This is a genomic window from Polynucleobacter campilacus (assembly GCF_002206625.1).
Classification (GTDB): domain Bacteria; phylum Pseudomonadota; class Gammaproteobacteria; order Burkholderiales; family Burkholderiaceae; genus Polynucleobacter; species Polynucleobacter campilacus.
In genome coordinates, this window is record NZ_NGUP01000003.1 from 164,456 (window position 1) to 178,387 (window position 13,932).

Annotated in this window: 18 protein-coding genes; all 18 read right to left on the minus strand. The window is 44.7% G+C overall.

Annotation, left to right across the window (positions count from 1 at the left end):
- Positions 1–5: 5 nt before the first annotated feature.
- Positions 6–761, minus strand: a complete 756-nt coding sequence (locus tag CBI31_RS04275; protein WP_088525182.1) for a 2OG-Fe dioxygenase family protein — start codon at positions 759–761, stop codon at positions 6–8.
- 26 nt (positions 762–787) lie between these two features.
- Positions 788–1,762 carry a Bug family tripartite tricarboxylate transporter substrate binding protein gene (locus CBI31_RS04280; protein ID WP_088525183.1) on the minus strand — a complete coding sequence of 325 codons (975 nt, stop codon included), beginning with the start codon at positions 1,760–1,762 and terminating at the stop codon, positions 788–790.
- An 8-nt stretch (positions 1,763–1,770) separates the two neighbouring features.
- Positions 1,771–3,069, minus strand: coding sequence for a TAXI family TRAP transporter solute-binding subunit (locus tag CBI31_RS04285; protein WP_088525184.1), 1,299 nt, complete (start codon positions 3,067–3,069; stop codon positions 1,771–1,773).
- 79 nt (positions 3,070–3,148) lie between these two features.
- Positions 3,149–4,333 (minus strand): c-type cytochrome biogenesis protein CcmI, encoded by a 1,185-nt coding sequence (ccmI, locus tag CBI31_RS04290; RefSeq protein WP_088525185.1) that lies wholly within the window; start codon positions 4,331–4,333, stop codon positions 3,149–3,151.
- Positions 4,330–4,803 carry a cytochrome c-type biogenesis protein gene (locus CBI31_RS04295; protein ID WP_088525186.1) on the minus strand — a complete coding sequence of 158 codons (474 nt, stop codon included), beginning with the start codon at positions 4,801–4,803 and terminating at the stop codon, positions 4,330–4,332. The genes ccmI and CBI31_RS04295 overlap by 4 nt, the downstream gene beginning before the upstream one ends.
- The gene (locus CBI31_RS04300) at positions 4,800–5,330 is read right to left on the minus strand and encodes a DsbE family thiol:disulfide interchange protein (RefSeq protein ID WP_088525187.1); all 531 of its coding nucleotides are present in this window, start codon (positions 5,328–5,330) and stop codon (positions 4,800–4,802) included. The genes CBI31_RS04295 and CBI31_RS04300 overlap by 4 nt, the downstream gene beginning before the upstream one ends.
- Positions 5,327–7,246, minus strand: a complete 1,920-nt coding sequence (locus CBI31_RS04305) for a heme lyase CcmF/NrfE family subunit (protein WP_088525188.1) — start codon at positions 7,244–7,246, stop codon at positions 5,327–5,329. Before CBI31_RS04305 ends, CBI31_RS04300 begins: the two co-directional genes overlap by 4 nt.
- Complete coding sequence (gene ccmE / locus CBI31_RS04310; protein WP_088525189.1) at positions 7,243–7,677, minus strand: cytochrome c maturation protein CcmE; 435 nt, start codon at positions 7,675–7,677, stop codon at positions 7,243–7,245. The genes CBI31_RS04305 and ccmE overlap by 4 nt, the downstream gene beginning before the upstream one ends.
- The gene (gene ccmD, locus CBI31_RS04315) at positions 7,674–7,862 is read right to left on the minus strand and encodes a heme exporter protein CcmD (protein ID WP_088525190.1); all 189 of its coding nucleotides are present in this window, start codon (positions 7,860–7,862) and stop codon (positions 7,674–7,676) included. Before ccmD ends, ccmE begins: the two co-directional genes overlap by 4 nt.
- Positions 7,862–8,638, minus strand: coding sequence for a heme ABC transporter permease CcmC (gene ccmC / locus CBI31_RS04320; protein ID WP_206075452.1), 777 nt, complete (start codon positions 8,636–8,638; stop codon positions 7,862–7,864). The genes ccmD and ccmC overlap by 1 nt, the downstream gene beginning before the upstream one ends.
- Entirely contained in the window at positions 8,635–9,300 is a 666-nt protein-coding gene (gene ccmB, locus CBI31_RS04325) for a heme exporter protein CcmB (RefSeq protein ID WP_088525191.1), read from the minus strand. The genes ccmC and ccmB overlap by 4 nt, the downstream gene beginning before the upstream one ends.
- Complete coding sequence (gene ccmA / locus CBI31_RS04330) at positions 9,297–9,944, minus strand: cytochrome c biogenesis heme-transporting ATPase CcmA (protein ID WP_206075453.1); 648 nt, start codon at positions 9,942–9,944, stop codon at positions 9,297–9,299. Before ccmA ends, ccmB begins: the two co-directional genes overlap by 4 nt.
- Positions 9,945–10,286: 342 nt before the next feature.
- On the minus strand, positions 10,287–11,267 hold the full coding sequence (locus CBI31_RS04340; RefSeq protein WP_088525193.1) for a quinone oxidoreductase family protein: 981 nt from the start codon (positions 11,265–11,267) through the stop codon (positions 10,287–10,289).
- Positions 11,268–11,301: 34 nt separating this feature from the next.
- On the minus strand, positions 11,302–11,736 hold the full coding sequence (locus CBI31_RS04345) for a DUF2452 domain-containing protein (protein ID WP_088525194.1): 435 nt from the start codon (positions 11,734–11,736) through the stop codon (positions 11,302–11,304).
- A 26-nt stretch (positions 11,737–11,762) separates the two neighbouring features.
- Entirely contained in the window at positions 11,763–12,221 is a 459-nt protein-coding gene (locus CBI31_RS04350; protein WP_088525195.1) for a superoxide dismutase family protein, read from the minus strand.
- 171 nt (positions 12,222–12,392) lie between these two features.
- Complete coding sequence (locus CBI31_RS04355; RefSeq protein WP_088525196.1) at positions 12,393–12,944, minus strand: DUF3833 domain-containing protein; 552 nt, start codon at positions 12,942–12,944, stop codon at positions 12,393–12,395.
- Positions 12,945–13,496, minus strand: a complete 552-nt coding sequence (locus tag CBI31_RS04360) for a chalcone isomerase family protein (RefSeq protein WP_088525197.1) — start codon at positions 13,494–13,496, stop codon at positions 12,945–12,947.
- Positions 13,493–13,903 carry a thiol-disulfide oxidoreductase DCC family protein gene (locus tag CBI31_RS04365; RefSeq protein WP_088525198.1) on the minus strand — a complete coding sequence of 137 codons (411 nt, stop codon included), beginning with the start codon at positions 13,901–13,903 and terminating at the stop codon, positions 13,493–13,495. Before CBI31_RS04365 ends, CBI31_RS04360 begins: the two co-directional genes overlap by 4 nt.
- Positions 13,904–13,932: the final 29 nt, after the last annotated feature.

Below are 13,932 nucleotides of genomic sequence, written 5' to 3' on the forward strand. Positions count from 1 at the left end.
CTCGCTTATTGTTGGCTGAGGTTTGGGGAGTCTTGAAAACCGTTGGATCTAAACGTTAGTACCAATGTATCGCGATAGCCATAGTCTCCAAGCGGCTGAATCGGGGTAGATTCATGAATCATCCGCTCATCATTCAGGAGCAATACAGACCAAGGTTGAGCTAGCGTAAAGCGTAATCCAGCTGAACCGCTAGTATCAAATATTCTAGTCTCACCACCTTTAATACCCACGCGGTCTAATAAAAATACTGCCACAAAGTCAACTCCATCACGGTGCGCACCCTCAGGTGTTGGTCTACCAATGCCGTCAGCGGTATCAATTCTAAATTGATGCGCTTCAACAAACCAAGTAGTCACCAGCTTTACACTGCTCAAGAGCTGAGCAAGGCCTACTAATAGAGATTGCCAGGCGGGATTATTTAATAACCCCGCTTGCACAGGCTCAAACCATCGCTCAATTCCACCATGCAGCGCGTTGTAATTGACCGACTGCCAGTGCGCCCGATGCGGGACTAAATTCAGTTGGTCGCCTGTAATCTCATAACTCGCGTGACGACGAAAACGGTAACGACCGCCATCTTTTAAATAGGGATCACGAGGCAAGCCCTCCCAGAATGGAGTTAAGTTCTGCAAATTTGCTAGCGCCACCTTACTAATTTCAGCAACGCTTTCGGCCGATGCCACAGCATATCCTTGCGAACGTAAAGCCTGTGCAAGCTCTTTAGCCGGAGTGAGTGGTGGCACTAGTGTGGCGTGAGTCATCAGCTTATTTTATGGGCAGCGCAGTATTAATCAAGCTGAGCGCCAGATGCTTTCACAATTTTTGCCCATTTAGCCAGCTCATCTTTGAGTAAGGTCCCCAGTTTTGCAGGGGGTACTGGGCTAAGGTCTAAACCCTGTGCAGAAAGCTTCTCACGTACATCAGCTCTTGCCATGACTTTTTCCATTGCAACTTGATTTTTCTTGATGACATCGGCATTCACTCCCATTGGAGCAAAAGTTGCTACCCACACCTCACCCACACAATCGGGATAAGTTTCTGCAATTGTAGGGATTTCTGGAGCCACACTAGAGCGCTTAGCAGAACTAATCGCAATGGCCTGCAACTTACCAGCTTTGATGTAATTGATTGCGGATGGCAGACTTGCAAAAGCAAAAGGAACCTGACCGCCTAAGACATCATTAATGGCAGGAGCAACCCCTTTATAAGGGATATGTTGCATCTCAATACCAGCGCTGGTATTGAGCATTGCACCAAGCAGATGACTAATTGTTCCGTTACCAGCAGAAGCATAGGATAGTTCGCCAGGCTTCTTCTTTGCGGCAGCCACAACCTCAGCTAGTGTTTTATATGGGGATCCCGGAGGAGACACTAAAACATAAGGTGTAGCACCAATGTAATAGAGTGGCACAAAATCATTTACCGGATCAAATCCTGGATTCTTATAAAGGGATGGATTGATGGCTTGCGCACTATTAATCGTTAATAGCAAGGTATAGCCATCTTTAGCAGAACGCCCCACACTCTGAGTACCAATATTACCGCCTGCACCAGGTCTATTTTCAACCACAATAGAAGCGCCAATTGTCTCACCAAAAGCAGGCGCAATTAAACGCGCAACAATGTCGTTGGTGCCGCCTGCAGCCTGCGGAACCACTAAATTAATAGGCTTATTAGGATATGGTTGTGCAGTCAATTGGGCAGTAAAACACAAGCCAAGTAGGCCAAATAAATATTTCCATTTGTTTTGATTGATTTTCATGGCTAATCCTATCCCAGTAAATTAAGACGATTACGTACGTCAGTTACATGGCCCTTGAGGTCATACAACTCCTTAGCATCTAACATCGATACTTTGATATTCGCAACTTTTCTTTCAATCACCTCAAGATCTTTATAATTTTTTTCTTTTAGTTCTGGATTAAAAGCATTTTTTTCAATTGCCTTTAGCTCTTCGTATACCTGGGCTAGCTTTAATTTTAAGAAAAAGTTATTGACTGCTGGAAGATAGGTAAATAAAGGAATAAAAATCACCAAGAGCGGAATAACAATTTTTATAAATCGACCAGCCCAAACAGCGGTCCAGAATGGTAAATGGCGGTGCAAAAAGGATGGCCCATCTTTTAAATAGATTTCTGCATCCACGTGCAGAGGAAAATCTAGACCAGCATTAGAGGGGAACTCACCCACTTTTTGCAAACGTGAATACGATTTCAAAATATCGTACGAAGCACCTAACAAGAGGGTTACTAAGGCAGGGCTAATATCCTTCCTGGCAACTAGCGTGGCCGTAGGGGCAATGACCTGTATATCCTGGCGCGGTAAATCATGCTCAATACTAAGCAAACCTCTAGGAACATTGACCTTAGAAAGGTATGACAGATTCCTTGTATAAGCATCAGCCTGCTCAAAGCTCATCAAACGAATACCTGGAATTTGATAGAATTTTTTTAGAACAGGTGCTTCAGCTGCTACCACAATGAACGCAACATCCAGCTCCCCATTATTGAGCTTATGAATAGCCTCATCTGGCTTCAGTTTTTCTGTACGAACATCGGCGCTTGATAAGCCGCTTATTTTTAATAAAGCGTTACTGAGTGCTAAGGTGCCGCTACCTTCATTGCCAATGGATACTCGCTTACCCTTTAATTGGCTTAAGACACGTAATCCACCATCGCTCTTAAAAGCAGCTTCGCGGTACCAAACCCAGACTGGCTCATAAAACATTCCAGCAATCGAAACGAGCTTTGGATATTGAGTAATATCAGAAACGCCACCTTGTACGATTGCAAAATCAACTTCTGATTTTGAATCTCCCAGCAGCTTCAGATTATCAACTGAACCACCAGTTTCCATAACATCGAGCTTGATCCTATCCTCAGCAAGCTCTATTTTCAGGCGCTCTCCAAACTGGTAATACAGCCCTGTTGGAAAGCCCGTAGCCATCTCGATTGTTTTGGGCGGCGGTGGAATCAAAATCCACAAAACACCAAAGAGCACAATTAATGCTGCAAAAAACACAGCTGCAATCGCAATAGGGTTGTATATATGTCTTTTGATGGATTTCATAATAACTTGATTGTTTTTTGCATTATGCCCCGCACACCAAAATAGGCAATGATTAACTACCCAGGGGGCTAAAGCGAGCTTACTGGCGTACTTGGTCGATCACTAGCCGAACATTATTCGCCCCGACTTTAACTATTTGTGGGGCTGAAATTAAATCCCCCACCTCTGGCTTTGCCATCCCAGTTTTAGAAATCCTGACCTCGATAGAAGCCTCGGATAATCCCGATAGTGGCGAGCTTGGATTCATCGCCAAAGCATCAGTTAATGAGAAACTCATCGGAAACTCGGAAACAGAAGTCTTTAGCACTGCAACTGGCATCCGTTCGCCTGGTTTGCGTGCGATGACCATCACAATATCGCCAGATTTCACTTTAGACTTCATATCAACTGCGATCTCGATCTTTCCGCTAACACCCTTCGTATTGATACCAGCCTTAGATGGGAGACCGCCTTTAGCGCGTGCATCAGCAATCGATGCCTCGATTGAGCGCGCATCTTCTGTTCCTGGAGGTAATTGTTGTGCTAGCCTTTCCCATGTCTGTACGGCAGCCTTGTAGTTGCCTGCTGCGTATGAGGCTGTTCCAGAAAGCCATAGCGCCATTAAGTTATTGGGATCTAATTTCAGCGCTTGGTTAATGAGCTTTAACGGTTTACCAGCGAAGCTTCCATTAGCATTGGAAGCTAATACATCTGCATAGTCTGCCAAAAGCTGTGGATCAGAGTCGATAAAATTTCCAGCGCGCTCATATGCTTTTGCAGCTTCTGCATTGCGCCCCAGGATTCGATAGGACCGAGCTAACATTACCCAGCCCTGCAAATTAGTTGGATCTTGCTCCATTTTTGCTGCAAACTGGGCAACCATTTTTTCAACGCCATCTTGTGTCATCGGTTGTTGAGTATTCTTCTCGGCGATACGAGTAGCATCACCCAAGAAAAAATAGAAACCTGCTGAAAGTACTGTGATAAATAGACAAAGGCTAATCACAGTCAGCTTGCTTGAACCCATTACAGAGCGATCATCCTCTTCATTGGTGTCCTGAAAGAGGCGTTGACGCATTTCAGCATGGGCGATTTCATAGTCAGCGTCATTAATAGAGCCAGCTGCGCGCTCTAGCTCTAATTTATCGAGCTCTTCACGATAAATCGCAGCATTCATTTGACGGCGAGACGTTGCCTCTACTTTTGGCGGGAAAATAAATGGGCGTAATAGGAGAACAAGCACCAAAACTAGTAGCAAGAAGGCGGGAATGAGAAAACTGGTCATTGAGCACCCTTCCCATTCTTATTACCAAGCAAGGCATCAATCCTTTTATTGTCATCATCTGACAAAACAATATTACTTACGGCATTATTTCTGTGCCGAAGATAGGTCAATAGCCCTGCTATACCTATTAGAAGAATGATAAATGGACCAATCCAAAGAGGCCAAGTAATAGGCTTAACAGGTGGACGATAGAGCACAAAATCCCCATAGCGCTCAACCATGAAGCTTCTAATTTGATCATCGCTCTTACCCTCTTTAATCAGAGCGCGAATTTCTCGACGTAGATCGTTCGCTAAATCAGAGCGTGATCCAGCTAATGACTCATTCTGGCAAACTAAGCAACGCATCTCTTCGGAGATGCTAATTAAGCGCTGCTCGATCACAGGATCATCTGCCAAGGGAGCTGCATCTTTAGCAAAGGATGAGCTAAAACCCAGAACACAGAGAACGATTAATAAAATCGGCTTCATGATTTCGAAAGCTCACTAATCAATGGATAGATCTTTTGATTGAGTATGTTCATCGTAATGGGGCCAATATGCTTAAAGCGAATAACTCCTGCTTTATCAATCACATAGGTTTCAGGCACACCATAGACGCCGTAATCAATCCCAACGCGGCCATTAGAGTCAAATGCGGATAGTAGATAAGGGTTGCCCTGCATGGCTAACATAGCAAGAGCATCTTCACGCTTATCCTTGTAGTCCAAGCCAATAATGGGGGCAACTTTTGATTTAGCAAGCTCCACTAGAACTGGGTGCTCCTCACGGCAAGCAACACACCAAGATGCCCAGACATTCAATATCCAAACCTGCCCCTTCATGCTCGCAGGCGAGAAAGACTGATTAGCATCAGATAATTGTGGAATTTCAAATGCTGGTGCTGGCTTATTGATTAATGGCGAGGGAACTTCTTGTGGATCTCGATTTAAACCAATCGCCAAGAAAACAACCAAGACTATAAACAGCAGGAGGGGAAGTAAAAATTTTAACTTCATGCGACTTGTTTCTTTAATTTGATGCGATAGCGTCTGTCAGAGATCGCTAATACACCACCAAGAGCCATCAATAAGCAACCACCCCAAATCCAATCTACAAAGGGCTTGTAGTACACGCGGACTGCCCAGGATTTATCTGGCAACTCCTCACCAAGAGAAACATAAATATCTCGCGTTAAGCCCACATCAATAGCAGCTTCAGTCATTGGCATAGTAGATGAGAAATAATTGCGTTTCTCTGGGTACATTGTCGTCTGGATCTTGCCATTCTGATTGAGCAAGAAGGTTCCGCGCATTGCCTGGTAGTTTGGTCCCGGGACGATATTCACGCCTTGAAACTGAATTTGATAGCCGCCCACTGCAACAGTGTCACCAGCGGACATACGCACATCTTTTTCTTCTTGATAAGCGCCAACCATAGTAACGCCAATCACAAATACAGCGATGCCAATATGGGCTAATTGCATACCAATAAATGAGCGCGTTGGCTTGCCTACTTTTGCCTGACGGATCCACTGTAAGCAACCGGAAGCAATGACCCAAAAAGCCAATAAGAATCCAAGGCCAGCTAACCAAGTGAACTCACCCATCATCAATGGAATGCCGATACCAGCAAGCACTGCAACCAAGCCTGCAAGCCATAAGCGCTTGATCACGTTAAACAGGTCAGAGCTTTTCCAGTTAGTCCAAGGGCCAATTCCCATCAATACCAATAAAGGCGCCATCAGGGGCACAAAGACACTATTAAAGTATGGCGGGCCGACAGAGATTTTTCCTAAATGAAGAGCATCAATCAATAAGGGATATAAAGTCCCAAGCAATACTGAGCCAGCAGAAACAACTAAGAAGACATTGCCCAAGAGAATAAATGTCTCTCTTGAGCTCAAGCTAAATTTACCGCCAAGGGAACTCTTAGGCGCACGCCATGCATAGAGAACTAAAGAAGATCCCACTACGAGAACCAAAAAGATCAAGATAAATACACCGCGCCTAGGGTCAGTAGCAAAGGCATGCACTGATGTGAGAACACCTGAGCGTACTAAGAAAGTTCCCAGCAGAGATAAAGAAAAGGCGGTAATTGCTAGCAACACCGTCCAACTTTTAAAGCCACCGCGCTTCTCTGTAACTGCCAATGAATGCAATAGCGCAGTACCAACTAACCAAGGTATAAACGATGCATTCTCAACAGGATCCCAGAACCACCAACCGCCCCAACCCAGTTCGTAGTAAGCCCACCAAGAGCCTAGTGCAATTCCGAGCGTTAGAAATACCCACGCAGCTGTTGTCCAGGGACGCGACCAACGCGCCCATGCAGCATCCAATCTTCCAGACAATAAAGAAGCAATTGCAAAAGCAAAGGCTACTGAGAAACCAACATAACCCATATACAACATAGGCGGATGAAACACTAGACCAGGATCTTGCAATAGTGGATTTAAAGAACGGCCATCTTGCGCAGCAGGCAGCAAGCGTTCAAATGGATTAGAAGTTGTGATCACAAAAAGTAGGAGCCCACTCATCACCAAGCCCAAAACGCCAATCACTCTAGCAACCATAAACTCATCTAAAGCTTTAGAAAGCTGGGCAACCAAAATAGTCCAAGTACTTAGTAAGAAAACCCATAAGAGCAATGAACCCTCATGCCCACCCCATACAGCACCCAAGCGATACATAACAGGCATCTGAGAATTAGAATGTTCAGCGACATACAGCACAGAGAAGTCATTGATATAAAAACTCCAGGCCAAAATTACAAAGGCAGTGGCAAGTAATAGGAAAACTGTTTGAGCGGCTGGCCTTGCGAGGATTAACCACTCGCGACGGCCTTGATGCGCCCCTACTAATGGAAGCACACCCTGAATCAGGGCAATACAAAGCGCCAAGATTAATGCGTAATGTGCAAATTCAGGAATCATTTATTGCTTCCATTTTTCTGGGCTTGATCTAAGGCATGTTTAGCCTCTGGTGGCATATAGTTTTCATCATGCTTAGCAAGCACTTCACTAGCAATGAATTCTCCATTAGCATTCATGCGACCTTGAATTACGGCGCCCTTACCTTCTTTAAATAAATCTGGAAGAATGCCTGTATACGCAACGGGAATATCTTTCACAAGATCAGTAATAACAAAATGTACCGTTAAGCCATCACGCTTTACAGATTCATCTTTCACCATACCGCCAATCCGAAAAGCTTGGTCCTTCGGCGCCTTACCCGCTGCCACTTCACTAGGAGTAACAAACAAAGCAATATTGCTATTAAGCGCATTCAGAATTAATGATGCAGCAACCCCAATCACCACTAGAGCAGCAATAATGATCAATGCGCGTTTATATCTGGATTTCACTGACTACTTTCTCTATCAAACTGCTCGGCGAGTTGCTCTTGCTTGAGTCTGCGCACAATTGCCTTAAAGCGAGCACGCACTACTAGAGGCTCAAGCAATAAAACCAACGCGCAAACACCAAAGCTACCCCATACATAGAGCGCGTAGCCACCCATTGCAAAGAATTCTGCTGGACTATTCCACATTAGTTCTTAACCTCGCTCAATTGTCTCACCCAATCGGTATGGGCTTCACGCTCCAGAATGATGGCTCTTACTCGCATCAAACCCACTGCAATCGAGTACATCCAGAAGCACAGGGCCATTAGCAGCATCCCCCAGAGCATGGTCTGTACCATCGCAGGTGCTTTTGTCAAAGAAACAGAAGCGCCTTGGTGCAAGGTATTCCACCATTTCACCGAGAAATAAATGATAGGTACGTTCACTACTCCTACCAGAGCCAAAATGGCTCCTGCTTTATCTGCACGACGCCGATTATCAATCGATGCCTGCAAGGCCATAAAGCCCAAGTAAAGAAAGAGCAAAATTAATTCGGAAGTGAGACGCGCATCCCAAACCCACCAAGTACCCCACATGGGTTTACCCCAAAGCGCTCCAGTCCACAAAGATAGAAATGCCATCCATGCACCTACCGGAGCCAAGGCTTGAGCCATCATCGCGGACAAGCGGGTATTAAAAATCAAGCTGAGCCCAGCCCATGCCGCCATCACAAGATAGATAAACATCGACATCCATGAGGCTGGCACATGAATAAAAATAATGCGATAACCCTGGCCCTGAACTGCATCTACTGGGGCAACAAAAAAACTAATCCATAGGCCAGCCAAACCAAATCCAGCGGCAAGCGTCCAGAAAATAGGAATCAGTTTTCCGGCAACCGGATAAAAGGTGCTCGGGCTTGATAACTTAAACCAGTTGATCAAGCGGCTATTCGAAAAAGAGGGTTTATTTACCTGATTCATTCAATCGCAATCTTCACAGCAGCAGCACTTACCCAAGGTACAAATGCTAAAGCCAAAATCAATAGGGCACCCAGCAAAGAAAAGTGGCCAGAAGTATCTAAGCCAACACTATTTGCATATACAGCGCCCGCACCAAAAATTAATACCGGGATATACAAAGGCAAAATCAATAAACTCATTAATACGCTACCGCCCCGTACACCAAGAGTTAAAGCTGCACCAATAGAACCTAGCAAGGATAGCACTGGAGTGCCCAGCAGGAGAGTAGCCACCAATACCGATAAAGAACCAGCATCTAAATCAAACTGAATACCAATTACGGGCGCTAGTAACACTAGAGGTAGACCGCAAACGATCCAGTGCGCAATGATTTTTCCCATCACTAACAAAACCATGGATTGTGGCGATAAAGACAACTGCTCTAAAGCTCCATCCTGATAATCTGCTGCAAACATACGATGCAACCCCAATAAGGTAGAAAGTAAGGCAGCGACCCAAATAACACCGGGGGCAATTTTTCTCAATAAGGCGGTATCAGCACCAATGCCAAGCGGAAATAGGCTGGTCACCACTACGAAGAAAAATAATGCAGTGAGAACTTCGCTCTTGCGGCGCATGACTAAGAGCAAGTCTCGGTGGATGACGGCAAGTAAGGCTCTCATAACTCTAGCACCTGCACATTGGGAATCTTGACCTCTTGATGACTGGTGAACACTACAAGACCGCCAGCAGAAAGATGTTCAATCATTAAATTCTGTAACTCATGAACTGCTTGTATATCAAGGGCATTAAAGGGTTCATCTAAAATCCACAGCTTGGCCTGACGCGTCAACATACGCGCCATTAATACTCGTCGCTTTTGCCCTGCAGACAAACAATTGACGGGTAAATTTTCACGGCCGCGCAAACCAAAACGCCATAAAGCGGCTAAGAATTTTTCTTGCGAAAGATCAATATCATCGAGCGCCGCATACATCTGTATATTTTCTAAAGCAGTGAGATCCTCTTTTAAGGCATCTCGATGTCCTAAAAATAAGAGCTCGCGATGATAGGTAATCGGATCAAGCGCAATAGATTGATTACACCAAAGCACCTCACCAGATTCAGGTTTTGATAAGCCTGTTAAGAGGCGCAGGAGGCTAGTTTTACCAACCCCATTCTCACCACGCACATGCAAACAGTTTCCAGTACTAATACGCAAATTGAGACCAGAAAATAGCTTTCTTTCACCGCGGACACAGCAAAGTCCATGGGCTTCAAGCACCAAGGCAGGGTTAGTAGAGGTCGCGGAAATATAAGCTGTCATTTGAGGCTGTGGCTTGAATCAAACCACCGCATGCATTGTCCAAGAGCCCATCAGGGCTGTCAAACAAGCAGAAATGGATTTTTGGGAATAATCCCTTTTAATTCAGATGCTTAGAAGATTATAAGCGGAGTTAATGGAAGCTGCTTCCCTTAAATTGAGGGGTTATTCTGGTTTAATGCCAGCACTTTTAATCATCTTGCCCCAGCGCGCTGATTCTTTCTTCCGAAAGACCCCAAAAGTCTCAGGGCTTATGGGAGGAAATTTTGAATTTCATTCGCTTTCTAGCGCTAACTATAAAAAAGCCCCGCAAAAGCGGGGCTTAGGTTGTTAACTTGATACGGATTAAGGAATCATGACAATAGCGCCAGAGATCTTCCTGCCTTCAGCTGCACGATGAGCATCAGCAGCTTGTTCCAGCGGAAACTTAGCGCCAATTTGTACCTTAACGTAACCCTTGGCAATTGCATCAAATACAGCCTTTGCATTTTCTTGTAGCAATGCATGCGTAGCGTTATGAGGAAATACAGATGGTCTAGTTAAAAACAGACAGCCCTTCTTATTCAAAATCTCTGGCTGAATTTCAGGAGCGGGTCCCGAGGCAGCACCAAATAAAGCTAAGGTTCCAAAAGGAGCAACGCAGTCTAATGAGCCCATGAAGGTCGTTTTAGCAACAGAGTCGTAAACCACATTCGCTTTTTTACCACCAGTAGCCTTTAAGAATTCTTCAACCCAATTTGGCTGCGAGTAATCGACTACTGCATCACATCCTGCCGCTTTAGCTACAGCCACTTTAGCTTGTGAACCAACGCTGCCGACGACAAAAGCGCCGAGTGCTTTGGCCCAACCAGCCAAAATTTGACCGACGCCACCAGCAGCGGCGTGCACCAAAACAATATCGCCCGCTTTTACTTTGTAGGTTTTTTGAATCAGGTACTGGGCAGTCATTGCCTTAAAGAAGACAGCTGCTGCCACTTCATCAGAAACATTGCCTGGTACTGGCACCAGCTTATCAGCAGCAACGTTACGGGCACTTGCATACGCGCCGATACCGGCATTCATATACATCACACGATCTCCTACTTTAAGCCCTGCCACCCCCTCACCTAAGGCCTCAACTACGCCTACAGCCTCATGGCCAAGGCCTGTAGGCAAATCAAGCGGGTAATAACCTGAGCGCTGATAAATATCAATGAAATTGAAACCAATGGCGGTCTGACGAATCTGAACTTCGCCTTTGCCTGGAGAAGGCAATTCTTTATCAATTACCTGAATTACCTCAGCACCACCTAATTCGGAAAGACTTACTACTCGAGCTTTTGTCACGTGTTACCTTATTAATTATTGTTAAATAGAAAAATCATACTGTAAGAGCATCTTCCTCAATCACAGCCCAAGTACTATCGCCTAACTTCTTCACGGCCATTGAATAGTTCCAACCATCTGGAATACCGCAACTCCACTCTTTAGGGCCATTCTGAATAAGAACATTGACCGCATTTCTACTGTCGTAATAGAGGTGATAGATTTTTCCATGAATCGGATTAAAACCAAATTTCGCAGCATGGACCATCTCGGTAGCATCAAGCCTAGATTGCAGGGCCCGGGCTTGCTTCATCAAAACCTCTGCCTGCTCCATGATGCGCTCATACTCTAGCTTTGCATTTTGGCGCGCGACATTCACTGCCTTATCTTTTTCTTCAACTACCTTAATAGGCGCAAATACAGGAGCTCCAACCTCCATTGGATATTCAATCCCGGCATGTCTAGCTGGATCAGTATCTTCTATTCTCATTAAAACCCCTGCATCGCCTAAAGTGATTACTTAATTAAGCCACACGCAATACGCGGCCCTGAATTACCAGCTGGCTGAGACTTATAGTCATCAGGATCACGATGCACTACAACTGAGCGGCCCACAATTCCAGTGGGGCCTGTATTGACAGCAAAACCATGCATGGTTGCCGTGTAAGTAGCATTGCCATTTGCATCTGACTTGATGTTCGGCATATCACCAGCATGATTCATGCCGCTATTAGGCATGCCATGGGCTTTGGTGTCCGGATTGAAGTGACCAGCAGCACTAGTGGCATCAGGTGCAGAGCAATCGCCTTTTTCATGAACATGAAAGCCTTGCTCCGCATTAGGCTTCAATCCAGAAAATTTTCCATTGACTAAAACATTGCTACCCTGCCAGGTAAAAGTCACTTCACCTTTTGTATTGGACCCAGATCTAGAATCTAAAGTCGCACTTGCTTTTTGACCTGTGCCCTGCTCCATCGACTGGCATGCAACTAAGGTAAAAAGTCCTGCTACAGATAAACCAATTGCCTACCTTTTTTAATTTTGTATTCATATTCATCTCCATGGGTTTTAAAGTATTTTTTGGTACGCTACGAACGCCTGATATGTCACCTCAAGGAAAGTGTGACACAAATTTGGGGTATCTGCTCAACGTTTATAAAAGCTCAAGGTAACCTCCCCGAGCTCTATGCCAAACTTGCTCATTTTGGCCTTATTGAGCATTACTTTAGGGGTGACGAGATACATCCAGTCGTTAAACTGCACGTGATAAATGGTACCGTCTACTGGCAAGGCTAGGGTATAAGTCCAATTGAGTGCATTACCTGCTAGATCACCCTGTGCCTCCCCTATAACATCATCTGCCCTACCAATATATTTTCCTGGGGATTGTTCAGTCAAAGTCCAAATGCGTTTTTGCTTAGTGCCGTCTGAATAATCAAAGCTCTCATCGAGAGTGCCTACCTTCTTACCATCAACTACTTTCCAATCTGCTTTGATGAGTACTGTAAATCGCTTCTTTACCTCGCCACTGCGATCTGTGAAGATTCCATAGGCATCAATCGTCCCTGAAAAATACTCACTGAGATCTAATGTAGGCTTCTCATTTGCATATTGCTGAACATTCGGACCCGAACACGCAAGTAAGAATAATGTGAAAACTATTGCGGCAAAAGACTTTAGGTAGAGATGTTGATTCATTTAGCAAACCTCGTTAAAAAGTGGTGGTGGGCAACCTTTTCCCAGTAATTCATTTCGTAACTTTGGTGCGCTCGTCTTAGGATCCAACCAAATACCAAAGAAAGCTTTTGAAAATTCTACGTCAGGTATTTGAGCGATGAGCTTACCATCATGGTAAAAAATAGTTCCTTGTTTTGGCGCATAGACAGCAGTTAAAGTCTGACCAGACTCAATATTAGGGAAGACCTTCGCAAGCTCCCTACCCCATAGCACCACCTGTGCATCTGAAACACCCATTTTTTTCATCTCTTCAGCACTGCTATTAGCGATGGAAACACCTGAGAAAGATTTTTGATAACGAATGTCAATCGCAAATTCGGGTGAAGATGGTGTACCTGCACGATAAAAAGATGCATCATAAATATGAAAACCCCACCAATTCAATCTACCGCTACCCTGAAGCAGTGCAGGATTAAATATCTTATCGATATAGCTGACTTCTCGAGCAAAGCCATTGGACATGAGTAAAAGAATTGAGATACACAAAGGCAAAAGGATTTTGATCAATCTCATGATGCACCCTTTGAAGATGTTGCCTTAACCAAATACAAGGCTGTTGGGCCAAATAATCTAGAAATTGCGTGGCGATTTTTAGCAAAAAATCGGTAACCCACCTGCAAGGTACCTTGTAATGATTTTCTAGAGAATATCCACGCCAAGAATGGGAGATTTGCCCTGCGGTATGCCTCCGGGAAAACAGCTACGCCCTCTATTAAACCTCCGCTGGCGTATTGACCATACATAGCAGCCAAGGCCTGATCGCAGGAAATGCCAATGTTGGCAGAATCAAAGCGCTCAGAATTAACATCTATAAAATCTAATAGCCCAGCCTGGTTTCTTCTAGATAAAAATAGAATCTCAGCCTGGCACAAAGGGCAAGCAGCATCATAAAAGAGGGTCAGTTTCTCTAATGCATCCATGTCTAAGCAAGTTTAAGCCTTATTGAATA